A 14,137-nucleotide genomic window follows, 5' to 3' on the forward strand; every position below is an offset into this window, starting at 1 on the left:
TTATAGTCAATTAACTTTAAAAAGTTGGTAAATAGTTTCTTCTAAACTTATGTTATTTTTAACTATTTTTTTCAACTTCTTTTTTAATACTGCCCAGTACTTTTCTATTGGATTTAAATCTGGAGAATATGGTGGTAAAAATATTAATTTTAGATTTTTGTTAGCATTCTTGCATAATTCATATAGTCTACTTTTACAATGAAATGTTGCATTATCCATTACAATAACTTTGTTTTCTTCTACTTCTTTTAAAAACATTTCTTTGAACCATTTTTCAAAAAACTCACTATCCATTATTTTATCGTATACTAAAGGAGAGATTATCTTATCTACACATTTTCCTGCTACTATATTTATTCTTTTATACTTTTTGCCAGGTATTTTGTCATAAACCTTTTTACCTCTTACGGCTCTAGCATATTCTCTATAAATATATCCTTGTATCCCTGTTTCATCAATGTATACTATATCTTCTTCTTTAAAATATTTTATTTCATTTAAATATTTTTTTATTTTTTCTTTGCATTGCTCCTTGTATAAAGTTGTCTTTTTTTTCGTGTTATATTTAGTTTCTTAAGTGCTTTAAATATAGCCACATCACTACAATTGAATTCTTCTGCTATCTCATATAAGTATGCATCTGGATACTGTTCTATATATTTAACTAATTGTTCTGGACAAATCTTTTTTGGTTTTCTAACTCTTATTTTTACTTCGCCTAATTTCCCTTCCTTTTTTTTGTTTATCCATCTTATTAGTGTTGTTTCAGATATTTTAAATACTTTACAAGTTTCCTTGAAAGTGTGTCCTTCTTCTCTATATTCAATTACTCGTTGTTTAAATTTTATATCATAACTCATATTAGTTTTATTAACTTTTTTGATATATTGCATACTATTATTTAAAAGTTAGGTTACTATATATCTTAACGTTTATATATATTTGATGTAAACAGTTTTCCTAATTTATAAAAAAATTTTGACACAATTTATCAAAAATCATAATAAATTATTCATTTTTGTAATATTTTTAATATGATAAATGAATAATATTAGTGTTGCTCATAGAGATCATAATATAAATTCTATTACTAAAAATATTTCAATTTCTATAAGTTTACAAAGTGTTTTTTTGTAGTTTTTTGTCGTACGATAAAGATTGTTATTCATTGTAGATTTTAGTATAATTTTATTGTATATTGTTAGATTATTAAATCGTTTAATCCATAAACATTATATATTTTGAGCATATATAATACGATTTAAAAAATCGCTACGCTCATATCGCCAACGATATGACGCTAGCTAACGCTTCGGTCATATCCGTTGCTTAAAATTCGCTACGCTCATGTCGCCAACGATATGACGCTAGCTAACGCTTCGGTCACATCCGTTGCTTAAAATTCGCCGACGAAAAAATACACCCTTAGGGGTGTATTTTTTTATATTTTTAATTATATATTTCTATTTTTTGTTAATACTCTATGATAAGTAAAATTAATATAATCAAGAGGTGTTAAATTGGTAATAGAATTTTCAAGTTTAATATTATTAGGAGTAACATTTTTATATTTAGGAATTTCAACCATATACAAGTACATAAAAAAGATTTCAATAAACTATAAATCAGAAATTTTAAATCTTTTCTTATTTTTATCTATACTATTTATAATATCATTAACATTATTTCCAATAAGACTTGGATATAAATTTGAAGGATTTGAAATATTTAATATAGTTCCATTTAAAATAATCTTAAAAATGCTTTTTGAATATCCATTAGGACAATTTATCTATAACGTTATAGGTAATATAGTTTTATTTATTCCTTTTGGATTTTTTATATACATTAAGTTCGAAAAAAATAAAACTAAAACTCTTTTAGCTGTACTTATTATGACTTTAGGTATAGAATTTATCCAAGGTTTTATTCCATATAGATTTTGTGATATTGACGATATAATTTTAAATACTTTTGGTGGATATCTAGGTATCATCATATATAATATATTGTTCTCAAAATTTAATAACAAACTAAAAAAAATACAGACTACTTAGTAATCTGTATTTTTTTCTTAAATATATTCAACTTGACAATTAAACTAACTATTAAAACCCCAATAAAAGCTCCACTAAAATCAATTAAAACATCATTAAACTGCCCACTTCTTCCAACAACAAAGGTTTGATGGTACTCATCACTACAAGCGTATAAAAATGCTAACAATAATGCTATAAATACAGATTTTAATATATTATCGCCATTGTACACACTTCCAAAAAATAATATACCAAGAACACCAAATAAAAACATATGAGCTCCCTTTCTTACAGTGAAGCTATTTATATTATTTTTAATTCCTTCGCTTTTAGAAACCTTCTTTATAACATGCATTACATTATCAGACTGTACAGATGATATTTTTGCTGGTTGATGAGACATGTAAAAAATAAATCCCATCCATAATACAACAAGTAAAATACAGCTCTTCTTCCTCATATACCTCTCCTTTTAATAATAATAGACTCCTTAAAAGGAGCCCTATTATATAATATTCTTTTATTTGATATTATCTATAACTGTTGTATATCCATTAATATTATTTTTATGCCAATTCCAAGCATCCTCTATAATCTTTTCTAAAGAATCAAACTCTGGCTTCCAACCAAGCACACTCTTAGCTTTTTCACTACTAGCTATTAAAACCGCTGGATCTCCACTTCTTCTTGGCTCTTCAACAGCACATATATCAAAATTAGTAACCTTTCTAGCTACATCTATAACCTCTTTAACAGAATATCCATTTCCATTACCTAAATTAAATATATCACTATCATTACCTTTTCTTAAATACTCTAAAGCCTTATAATGAGCAGATGCTAAATCCATAACATGTATATAATCTCTTATACAAGTACCATCCTTAGTATCATAATCATTCCCAAATATACTTATATGACTTCTCTTTCCTAATGGAACTTGAAGTATTAAAGGTATTAAATGTGTTTCTGTTTTATGATCTTCGCCTATACTTCCATCAAAATATGCACCTGCTGCATTAAAGTATCTTAAAGAAACATACTTAGTACCATAAGCATTGTCAAACCACTTCATCATTTTTTCCATAGCAAGCTTAGTTTCACCATATGTATTTGTTGGATTTGTTTCATCATCTTCCATTATAGGTATGTTTTTAGGCTCTCCATAAGTTGCCGCTGTTGAAGAAAATACTATTTTATCCACATTATTTTCCTTCATAACATCTAATAAACACATCATACCATATACATTATTATGGTAATATTCATATGGCTTTACCATACTTTCTCCAACTAATGAGTTTGCAGCAAAGTGTATTACAGCTTCTATATTATTTTCTTTAAATACTTTATCTAAATTTTCTTTATCTCTTATATCACAGTTATAAAATTTATCAGTTAAAATTGCTTCTTTGTGTCCTGTTAATAGATTATCCACTACTATTATATCTTCATTTTGTTCTAAAAAATATTTAACTGTATGACTTCCTATATATCCAGCTCCACCTATTATTAATATGCTCATAATGTACCTCTTTCTAATATTTATAAATTATTTCCTTGAAAATATTATATTTTCTTTTATTAATTTTTACAGTACTTAAGCCATAGCATTAAAACTATGGCTTGTTTATATAACTATTCTCCAGTAACTGCTACTTCTTCCTGTACTTCTTTAAACTCTGGGTTAGTAGCTTTACTTTTTAAAAACTCTATAAGTCCATCTCTAAGCTCTGGTCTTTTTAATGCAAAGTCTACTGTAGCTTCTAAGAATCCTAACTTGTCCCCTACATCGTATCTTCTTCCTTCAAAATCATAAGCATATATAGCTTCATGAGAAGCTAATGTTTTTAATGCATCAGTTAATTGTATTTCTCCGCCTTTACCTGGTTCTTGATTTTCAAGTATATCAAATATAGCAGGTGTTATTATGTATCTTCCTAATATTGCTATATTTGATGGAGCATCTTCAACGTTTGGCTTTTCAACCATGTCTTTTACTTTGTATACTCTATCTTCTATGTGTTTAACATCAAGTATTCCATACTTATCAGTATCATTTTTAGCTACTTTTTGTACACCAAGTACTGATGTTTTGTATTCATCGTATGCATTTATAAGTTGTTTTAGACAAGGAGTTTTAGCATCTACTATATCATCTCCAAGAAGTACTGCAAATGGCTCATTTCCGATAAAGCTTTTTGCACAGTGTATTGCATGCCCTAGCCCTTTTGGTTCTTTTTGACGTATGTAATGGATGTTTACCATGTTTGATATATCTTGAACCATTTTAAGCATTTCTTTTTTACCCTTCTGCTCAAGCTCTAATTCAAGCTCTACAGAACGGTCAAAATGATCCTCTATACTTTTTTTGCTACGTCCTGTTACTATTAGTATTTCTTCTATTCCAGATTCTATTGCTTCTTCTATTATGTATTGTAGTGTTGGTTTGTCTACTATTGGAAGCATTTCTTTTGGTTGTGATTTTGTTGCAGGTAAAAATCTTGTTCCCAGTCCTGCTGCTGGTATTATTGCCTTTCTTACTGTTTGCTTCATACTCTTCTCCTATCAATTTCCTTAATATAATCAAGTTTTATTTTTGCATCAGAATCTAATTGATTTATCATATCTTTAAAACTTAAATCATTAAATATAAATAAGACTATATCGCCATCAGTATTTTCAACTACTTGCGCTGAAGTTAAATTTATCTTATTTATCTGTCTTTGGTCTACAACTTCAACTTCTCTAAATATATCTGATATCATCCAACTCATAGCAGAATGATATGAATCTCTATAAATTAATATCTTCTTGTCTATAATAGGCTTACTATTTATAATTTTACAATTTAAATGGTCCATGGTATATGGACCTGCATGAATTAATTTTTATTCATTTGTGTATGTAGCAAATATTTTTCTATGATGAGCTTTTCTAAATTCATTTCCATCATTATCCAAACTTTTCAATAGAATATTGTCTTTTATTGATTTGTTCATTTATTGTTTGATACCCAACTATAGCTCCTGCAACTAACTGTGGAAATAAACTACTATATAAAGCTAAATCTAATATATTAGTTTGTGGTTCAATATCTTTCTTATATGTCTATAACATAACTTAATGCCTGGAATGTAAAGAATGATATCCCTAAAAGAAGTGCAATATACGGTATATTTATATTCAATTTAAATACTTTATCAAAATTATATAATATAAATCTAGTATTTTTAATTTTTCACCAACTAAATAGTATAATCCTAATGTTACAGGTAAAAATAAAAAAACTAAACTTGTAAAACCATACTTTCTCTCCTTTTACCCATTATACAATTTCTTTAACTAGCGGTACTTTCTTAATTATATAAACTACTATAGAAGTAACTACATAAACTATTATACCTTGTGCTAGTAATATCCATATTAAATCTCCTGAAGCTCCTAAAAACTTTGATTTAACTAAATCTATAACTATGGGATGGAATAAAAAAACTCCGAAATTCACTGTAGATAATATACCCACAAATCCTGTAAATATAGATGAATTTGAAAGTTTTTTAAACTTCATATTTTGAGCTATTACAAATAAGCTAATACATAATAACATATTATTAATTGCCCCTATATCTAAAGTAACTTCTAAACTTCTATCATATATAAATGGAACTTTATATGTTGCTATAAATCCTCCAACAAACACTATTGCAGTTACTACATATAGTAATGATCTTAAATTTGTAGGTATATTTATTCTTCCTAAATATCCACCTAAAATAAAATATATTGCAAATGTACTACTCGCTATCGGTACATCATTCCAATAGTTCATAGAACCATTCAATACCATATCTGTAAAAGGGGATATAGTTTTTATTACAATTGAAAATCCAATTATTATAACAATTATTTTAAAATCTATCTTATCTACTATACCTTTAAATATAGGCATCATTAAATATAATCCTAATAATGGATATAAAAACCATAATGGAGCTGCAGTTGGATATCCTAATATATTTTTTATTAATCCTAAAGCTGTCCATTTTATACTTATTCCACTACTTATGTATTGATAATATAAATTGTAGATAATTGACCATACAATAAAAGGTAATAGTACTTTCTTAAATCTCTTCTTTAAAAAAGTATTATAATCAATCTCTTTACTGCTATTTAATAAGTAATATCCACTTATCATTATAAATATCGGTATACACCATTTAGTTAATAAATTTATAGCTAGAGATAAATCCCATGCTGTAGTATTTTTTACAAATTCACCTTGTCTAAAATTAGCATCAACATGAATCATAACTACACCAAAACTAGCTAAAAACTTTAATAAATCCATTGAGTAGTCTCTTTTTTTTGTCATATTATTATATCCCCATTACTTACTTTTTAAAGCTTTATATGCTTTTTCCGTATCTTCACTAACTTTATCCCAGTTATACTTGTTATTTACATATTCTTTAACCTTTGATCTAACATCTAGTATTTTATTTTCATTATCTAAAAGTTCTTTTAATTTTTCATATAAATCATCAGAGTTTTTACTTTCAAATGAATAACCGTATGACTGGATAACTTCTAAGTTTTGTTCTATATCACTTACTAAACAGCAATGACCGTAACTCATAGCTTCTAATAAACTTATCGGTAAACCTTCTATTTCAGATGGCAATACATACATATATGCATTACTAAATAATTCTTCAAGAAGATTTCCATTTACAAATCCTGTCATGATAATATTAGGATTTTCCTTTGCCATTTCATTAACCTTATTAACATAGTCATCTGAATGGCTCGAACCACCTGCTATAATCAATTTTTTATTTGTATTTAACTTATTATAAGCTTCAATTAAATAATGAACTCCCTTTTCTGGAACTAATCTAGCTAAGAATAATATGTATTCATCTTTATGTAATCCATATTTTTCAATTATTTCACTTGCTTCTATACTAATTTTCTCATCTATACCATTTGGAACAAATATAGTGTCATTATTATATGTTTCATTGTAATAATTAGATATAGACTCTGATACACTTATTGTTTTATGAGGAAACTTTGCAGTAGCAAGCTCGCCAAGCTTAAGAGCCTTTTTAGCTACCTTTCCCCATTTTTCACGTTGCCAATCTAATCCATGTACTGTACATACAACTTTTTTACCAAACATTCTAGGTATAAATGATAATAAAGATGGTCCAAGTGCATGGTAATGAACAACATCATATTTACTTCTTGCCGCATCTAAAGAAGCTAAAAGGGTATAAGTTATTGCATCTAAATGTTTAGTATTTATAGATGGTATATATTTTAAATTAATACCTCTATGATTTTCTTTTATTTCATCACAATATGATTTTCTACAATATACAGTAACCTCATTATTACTTTTAGCTAATCTAGCTCCAATTTCTTCAACATGTATTTCAACTCCACCCGATCTAGATGGAACTCCTTTTTGACCAATCATTGCTATTTTCATAATCTCAGTCTCCCAATTTTTTTATTTCCTAATACTGCTATTAAAGCCATATAAACTACTACTATTGGCCCTGAAAAACTAGCTTCTGCAATACTTAAAATAATAAGGTATAGTAATGCTAATATTTGTCCAAAATAATAATCTAAATTATCATTGTTTATAATATTTTTATATATTCTTAACAGTATATATATATATATTCCTAATCCTAAAACTCCAAATTGTCCAATTATCATAGGCCAAAATGTATCAGCAATAAACTCATAAAAATCAGGACTTATTCCCCAAGTTGTACTAATATTATAATCATAATAAATATTCGAATAGCTTTCTCCTGAAGCCCAACTTGCATAAGTTCCAAAACCAGTACCTATAGGGAAATTATCCTTAGCTATATTTAACGAATTCATAGTTAAAACATTTCTTGCCCAATCAGGATTATTAAAATATTCCATTACTTGTGATATAGCAAATACTCCACCTAATACGCATAATATTCCTACATCAAGTAACTGCAATTTTCTTTGCTTTTTAAAAACTATATAATATAAATACATATATATAGGTATAAAAGCTATTGATTTAAATCTTAATGTACTAGCTAAAACTAATAACATCAGTATTATATATTTTTTATTTTCTTCATGTTCTCTTAAATTAACACTTAATAAAATTATAATTATTACAGAAAAACTAGCTAAATAAGTTGGATGGGTAAAAAATATTTGTTGTGATTTTATCCCAAATCTAATTTCATAATATGGAAAAATATCAAATAGTAAGTTCGCAATTACTGTTAGAAATACCAATCCTGTAATAAATTTAAGATGGTTATTCATAGTAGTTAAGTACTCATCTAAATTAAGATTTGATAAGCATAATGGTATAAATACATATGTAATTATTCCTTTAAGTACACAAACTGCATCTTTAAGTGCTGGAATCATAGTTTGATAATCAGTTTTTAAGTTCCCAATTATACCTATTATAATTAACGCCAATACTGAAACTAATATTTTCTTATTATTTTTACAAATAACATATTTTCGTCTACTAGATAAAATATTTATTATAGCTATTATCACAATTGCTGCACTCATAGCCTCATCTAAAATTCCAAATATATTAAAATAATTTTCTAATACATTTTGAAATATCATAAAATAAAATAATGATATTAGTATAATTTTATCTTTATTACTTATACTGCTTTCTTTTGCTATCATTTAAACCCTCCTTACAATATTTCTTCCCACTGATTTAATATATTTTGGGCTTTAAAAGCTTCTACTCTTTTTAACCCTAATTTTTCATATTTAAATCTTAAATTATCATCAAGTAACATTTTTTCTAATGCTTTTGCAAATAGTTTATGGTTATCATGTATATTTTTATCTAAGTCAAACTTATTTTCTATTACAGGAGTAATAATTCCATACTTTGCATACTCAATTTTCTTACATTTATACATAACATCAGACTCTGGAGATAAAATTTCTCTAGGTCCTGCACTACAATCAACAGACACAACAGCTGTATTACATGCCATAGCCTCTGCTATAACCATAGAAAATCCTTCAAATAATGATGTAAGGGCAAATACATTTGCTCTACTTATATATTTAAAAGGATTTTTTCTAAATCCTAGGAAATGAACATCATCTTGGATACCTAATTTCTCACATAATGTCTTTAATTCATCTTCTAATTCACCTTGTCCTAGTATAACTAATTGGCAATCATTGACCTTATTTTTTAACGCATAAAAAGATTTAATTAAGTTCCATTGACCTTTTTGATTAGTTAATCTTCCTGCATTTATTACAACTGGCTTTTCAAAAATATGCTTATATTCATCTTCTATATCTTCTTTTATAAGCTCTTTTATAGAAAGTATATCAACCGGATTATATATAACCTCTACTTTATCTTTATCTACATTAAAATTGTTCACTAAATCTTCTCTTATAAGCTTTGATACAGCAACCACTTTATCCGATTTATTATAAAGTGATTTTATAAGAACTTTAAATATTTTCCCATACATTCCTTTTCTCTCTTCACTTTGGAAATTATGTACTGATAATATAACTTTGTCATTATTTCTAGATAAAATATTTACTATATTCGGCCCTTCTAACAAACTTACTGTTGTTTGTATATTATGTTTTTCCTTTAACTTTTTTACATTTTTTATTCTTTCAAATAATACATTTGCATTTGCTAATATACTACGTTTATTATCTATAGATATATCTAATATATCTGCTTTATATTCATAATCTATACTACTTGCATTCCATACAATAATAGATTGATTTATATCTTCACTTAAATTTAATGACATATTAGATAATACTCTTTCTGCACCTCCATTTTTTAAAGAAGGAATTAAAAAAGCAACATTTTTATTCATCTAATAACCTCCTATGATGCATTTTTATCACCTAATAAAACAGGCAGGGTCATTAAAATTATGTATATATCCTTAAATAAGTTTCTTTCTTTTATATACTTTAAATCTAATTCTACCCATTCATCAAAATCAATATTATTTCTTCCGCTTATTTGCCAATAACAAGTTATACCTGGCTTTACTAATAATCTTTGATACTGATATTTATTATATTGAATAACCTCTCTAGGAATAGGTGGTCTTGGTCCAACTAAACTCATATCACCTTTTAATACATTGAATAATTGTGGTAATTCATCTAAACTTGTTTTTCTTATAAACTTTCCTATTTTTGTAATTCTAGGATCATCCTTTATTTTAAAAACTGGACCATCCATTTCATTTTTAGACATTAAACTTTCTAATAAATCTTCTGCATTATGTACCATAGATCTAAATTTGTACATATTAAATTCTTTTCCATTTAACCCATTTCTTTTTTGTGAGAAAAAAACACTTCCTTTTGGGTCTTCTAACTTAATTAATATTCCTATTATTAAAAACACTGGAATCAATATTAAAATACCTAATCCAGAACCAACTATATCAATTAATCTTTTTAAAAACAAATAAACTTTATTTTCATTTGGAACTATTATATCCTCTTGTGCTAATTCTTTTAACACTAAATTACTTTGCACTGTATCCACCCCTTTTAGTTGTAAATTTATCTTTTATAATAGATATAGCTTCATTAACCTCATCTATCTTAAGAATAACTACACCTATAAAGTAAACTGTAACTCCCACTAATACAGATGTTGATAATGATACTATCTGACTTATCATTCCACCTCTAACTATATTAGATATAAAGTCATAAAAGATTGTAGTTACAATTCCCATAACTACTCCTGATATTAAAGTCTTTATAAACACAAAGGCTATTCTTTCTTCTCCAAAATTGCCTATCTTTTTTCTTAAACTTCTAAATAATAAAACTATACACACCAATGCTGATATACTTGTTGCTAAAGCAAGTCCTGCATGTCCCATATATCTTATTAATATTAAATTTAGTACTATATTAAGAGCCATTGCTATAGCTCCATTTACCATAGGTGTTTTTGTATCTTGTATTGAATAAAATACCCTTGATAAAATATCTCTAAGTCCAAATCCAATGATACCGATAGAATAACAGAACAATGCACTTGAAGTCATTTGAGTTGCTCTTAAATCAAATGCACCTCTCTCAAATAATAATTTAACTATTGGGGTAGATAAGACCATCGCCCCTATAGAAATCGGAATAACTAGTAATATTACATAATTTATCGACTTTACTATAGAATTATTAAATTCTTCTTTATTATTTCCAGCAGAAAGCTTAGATAATAAAGGATATATTACCGATGTTATAGACACTATAAAAATTCCCATAACAAATTCATTTAACTTATTAGCATAATTTAAAGATGATATACTTCCCTCTACTAAAGTAGATGCTAATGTTTTATCAACTAAACCATTTACTTGATTTACAGCAACTCCCACAAATACTGGTGCCACTAATAATAATAATTTTTTTATATTCTTGTCTTTAAAGTTTATATATGCTTTATACTTATAACCTTTCTTTTTTGCAAAAGGTATTTGGAATAAAACCTTACTCAATATAGCAAGCAATGTTCCATATATTAATACCTTGCATCCAAATTTTGGACTTATAAATATAGAAATAATTATAACTATGTTATATGGAATCCCTAACATACCTGGTACCGCATAATTCTGATTAATTTGTAAAAACGGCATTAATACATCATTAACTCCAATAAATATAATTCCTACTATTAATATTCTAGTAAATTCCACAGCTAATTTTAGCGTCTCACCTTCAAATCCTATAGCAAATATCTTTACTAATGGCTCTGTAAATATCATACAGACGATAGCTAATAAAGAACAAAACATTACCACGATGTTTATTAAATTATTAGAGAATTTTATAGCTTCTTTATCTCCTGACTTTTCCCTTATATCACAAAATAGCGGTATATATGATGTTCCTAATGCCATAGCAACACTTGTAAATATTACTATAGGTATATTTTGTGATATTATATATGCATCCGTAAAAGCAGATGCACCATATACTGATCCTAAACATAACTCTCTAAAAAATCCTAACACTTTCGATATTAATGTTAAAAACATCAAACCAATTGTTGTTTTTGCTATATTCGACATCTTTTCTCCTTTTTCCACTATTATAAATTTTTACTATTATTTTGATTTCCTATGAGATATTAACAAATATTTTATTTAAATTCTATCTTTTCATTCTTCATTATCCTGTACTTTTATTCATTATTATTTTATTTTTATCGAAATGTTATCACCAAATACTTTATTAAAATAATATACTTTGTCGAAAAATCAATAATTTTTCATCTAATTTTAAATTTTTTATTACATCATCTAAAACTGCTCTTGATTTTATTATTTCACCATAAGTTACTGCTAGCTTTTGAGTAACACTAAATTGATCTCCAGTAATCATTTGAGTATCTTCATTTTTTTCAGTATTTACTATTAAAGTTGTTTTTGCTTCATATACTGGCTTTAATACGAAAAAGCTTATAGCACCACTTACAACTGCTGCTATTACTGTTATAAGCGCTATTATCCAAAATCTTTTTTTAATAATTGCAAAATATTCTCTTAAATCAATCGTTTCTTCCATTTTTTCCTCCATCTTTATATTTTCTACTTTTTCTGCTAATTTCCATAAAGTAATATAACATTATACGATTATTTTGTATATAGATTCGACAAAATATCCTATATTAATACATGATTTAGTTCAATATTCTATTTTATATTATTTATAATCTTATGTTTTTTGTTATATTTTAACTATTTTGGTTAATTTTTTTAACAAATCAAAAGAATCTCAATAGTTAAATTATGTAAAATTACTATTCTACTTAATATATTTAATTTTATGAATTGTAAAAATATTCTAGATGAATAAAGTATTCTTTAAAATAAAAAAATACTCTATCATGTAGTATTTTATCTACACAATAGAGTATTTTATTATATTTCATTTATATTAATTATTTCTTCTTTTTTAATATTTATCTATTTCTTCTAATAGTTCTTCAACTAATCTATCACCATTTATTTTTCTAACTATCTTGCCTTTCTTAAATAAAAGACCTTCACCCTTACCACCAGCTATACCAATATCAGCTTCTCTAGCCTCCCCTGGACCATTAACAGCACATCCCATAATAGCTACTGTTATATCTTTTTCAATATTGTTTATTTTTTCTTCAACTTCATTAACCACACTTATAAGATCTATATTACATCTTCCACAAGTTGGGCAAGATACTACTTTTATCTTATCATTTAATAAATCTAAACTTCTAAGTATTTCCTTACCAACTATAACTTCTTCACAAGGGTCTCCTGTAAGGGATATTCTTATAGTGTCTCCTATTCCTTTAAGAAGTAATGCTCCAACTCCTATTGATGATTTTATAGTTCCTTTTTTAACACTTCCTGATTCTGTTATACCAATATGTAATGGATAGTCTACTTTTTTTGATATAAGCTCATATGCATCTAATGTTTTGTATATATCAGAAGACTTTAAAGATATTACTATATTTCTAAAGTCTAAGTCTTCTAGTATTTTAACGTGATTTAATGCACTTTCAACTAAAGCTTCTGGTGTTGCTGATCCATATTTTTCTAGTAATTCTTTTTCAAGTGATCCACCATTAACACCTATTCTTATTTTTAAGTTTTTCTCCTTACATTTTTCAACAACCATTTTTACTCTGTCTATGCTACCAATGTTTCCTGGATTTATTCTAACTCCGTCTACTCCTTGGTCTATTACTTCAAGTGCTAGTCTGTAATCAAAGTGTATATCTGCAATTATTGGTATGTTAACTTGTGATTTTATTTTTGCTATATTTTTAGCCGCAGTCATATCAGGTATTGCAACTCTAACTATATCACACCCAACACTTTCTAATCTTTTTATCTGTGCTATTGTAGCTTTAGCATCTCTTGTATCTGTGTTTGTCATTGATTGTATACTTATAGGATTATTACCTCCTATTTTTACATTACCAACGCTAACTTCTCTAGATTGTCTTCTTTTATACATTTTTCCACCTT

General features: G+C 26.5%; 15 protein-coding genes. 1 reads left to right on the top strand and 14 read right to left on the bottom strand.

Annotation, left to right across the window (positions count from 1 at the left end):
- Positions 1-6: 6 nt before the first annotated feature.
- Both CRIB_RS07620 and CRIB_RS07625 read right to left on the bottom strand, forming a co-directional pair.
- A complete protein-coding gene (locus CRIB_RS07620; RefSeq protein ID WP_180703652.1) occupies positions 7-513 on the bottom strand; it encodes an IS630 family transposase in 507 nt (168 codons plus the stop codon).
- Positions 510-893: an IS630 transposase-related protein gene (locus CRIB_RS07625; protein ID WP_207204143.1), complete on the bottom strand. Its 384-nt coding sequence runs from the start codon at positions 891-893 to the stop codon at positions 510-512. The genes CRIB_RS07620 and CRIB_RS07625 overlap by 4 nt, the downstream gene beginning before the upstream one ends.
- 627 nt (positions 894-1,520) lie before the next feature.
- On the opposite strand from CRIB_RS07625, the gene CRIB_RS07630 reads away from it, so the two are divergent.
- Entirely contained in the window at positions 1,521-2,057 is a 537-nt protein-coding gene (locus CRIB_RS07630; protein ID WP_180701794.1) for a VanZ family protein, read from the top strand.
- On the opposite strand, the gene CRIB_RS07635 is transcribed toward CRIB_RS07630, so the two are convergent.
- The 12 genes from CRIB_RS07635 to ispG all read right to left on the bottom strand — a co-directional run bounded on the left by CRIB_RS07635 (position 2,050) and on the right by ispG (position 14,126).
- On the bottom strand, positions 2,050-2,499 hold the full coding sequence (locus tag CRIB_RS07635; RefSeq protein ID WP_180701795.1) for a VanZ family protein: 450 nt from the start codon (positions 2,497-2,499) through the stop codon (positions 2,050-2,052). The two genes, CRIB_RS07630 and CRIB_RS07635, sit on opposite strands and share 8 nt — an antisense overlap.
- A 60-nt stretch (positions 2,500-2,559) precedes the next feature.
- The gene (galE, locus tag CRIB_RS07640; RefSeq protein ID WP_180701796.1) at positions 2,560-3,564 is read right to left on the bottom strand and encodes a UDP-glucose 4-epimerase GalE; all 1,005 of its coding nucleotides are present in this window, start codon (positions 3,562-3,564) and stop codon (positions 2,560-2,562) included.
- Positions 3,565-3,677: 113 nt separating this feature from the next.
- Positions 3,678-4,595: a UTP--glucose-1-phosphate uridylyltransferase GalU gene (gene galU, locus CRIB_RS07645; RefSeq protein WP_180701797.1), complete on the bottom strand. Its 918-nt coding sequence runs from the start codon at positions 4,593-4,595 to the stop codon at positions 3,678-3,680.
- Positions 4,592-4,903, bottom strand: coding sequence for a hypothetical protein (locus tag CRIB_RS07650; protein WP_180701798.1), 312 nt, complete (start codon positions 4,901-4,903; stop codon positions 4,592-4,594). Before CRIB_RS07650 ends, galU begins: the two co-directional genes overlap by 4 nt.
- Positions 4,904-5,367: 464 nt before the next feature.
- On the bottom strand, positions 5,368-6,417 hold the full coding sequence (locus CRIB_RS07655; RefSeq protein WP_180701799.1) for an acyltransferase: 1,050 nt from the start codon (positions 6,415-6,417) through the stop codon (positions 5,368-5,370).
- A 15-nt stretch (positions 6,418-6,432) separates the two neighbouring features.
- The gene (locus CRIB_RS07660; protein WP_243633490.1) at positions 6,433-7,539 is read right to left on the bottom strand and encodes a glycosyltransferase family 4 protein; all 1,107 of its coding nucleotides are present in this window, start codon (positions 7,537-7,539) and stop codon (positions 6,433-6,435) included.
- Complete coding sequence (locus CRIB_RS07665) at positions 7,536-8,765, bottom strand: hypothetical protein (protein WP_180701800.1); 1,230 nt, start codon at positions 8,763-8,765, stop codon at positions 7,536-7,538. Before CRIB_RS07665 ends, CRIB_RS07660 begins: the two co-directional genes overlap by 4 nt.
- A gap of 11 nt (positions 8,766-8,776) precedes the next feature.
- A complete protein-coding gene (locus CRIB_RS07670; protein ID WP_180701801.1) occupies positions 8,777-9,955 on the bottom strand; it encodes a glycosyltransferase in 1,179 nt (392 codons plus the stop codon).
- Positions 9,956-9,966: 11 nt separating this feature from the next.
- Positions 9,967-10,635, bottom strand: coding sequence for a sugar transferase (locus CRIB_RS07675; protein WP_180701802.1), 669 nt, complete (start codon positions 10,633-10,635; stop codon positions 9,967-9,969).
- Positions 10,625-12,187: a murein biosynthesis integral membrane protein MurJ gene (murJ, locus tag CRIB_RS07680; protein WP_180701803.1), complete on the bottom strand. Its 1,563-nt coding sequence runs from the start codon at positions 12,185-12,187 to the stop codon at positions 10,625-10,627. The genes CRIB_RS07675 and murJ overlap by 11 nt, the downstream gene beginning before the upstream one ends.
- A 163-nt stretch (positions 12,188-12,350) precedes the next feature.
- Positions 12,351-12,683 carry a YveK family protein gene (locus tag CRIB_RS07685; protein WP_180701804.1) on the bottom strand — a complete coding sequence of 111 codons (333 nt, stop codon included), beginning with the start codon at positions 12,681-12,683 and terminating at the stop codon, positions 12,351-12,353.
- A gap of 390 nt (positions 12,684-13,073) precedes the next feature.
- Complete coding sequence (gene ispG, locus CRIB_RS07690) at positions 13,074-14,126, bottom strand: flavodoxin-dependent (E)-4-hydroxy-3-methylbut-2-enyl-diphosphate synthase (RefSeq protein ID WP_180701805.1); 1,053 nt, start codon at positions 14,124-14,126, stop codon at positions 13,074-13,076.
- Positions 14,127-14,137 lie beyond the last annotated feature (11 nt).

The sequence above is a fragment of the Romboutsia ilealis genome, assembly GCF_900015215.1.
GTDB lineage: Bacteria > Bacillota > Clostridia > Peptostreptococcales > Peptostreptococcaceae > Romboutsia > Romboutsia ilealis.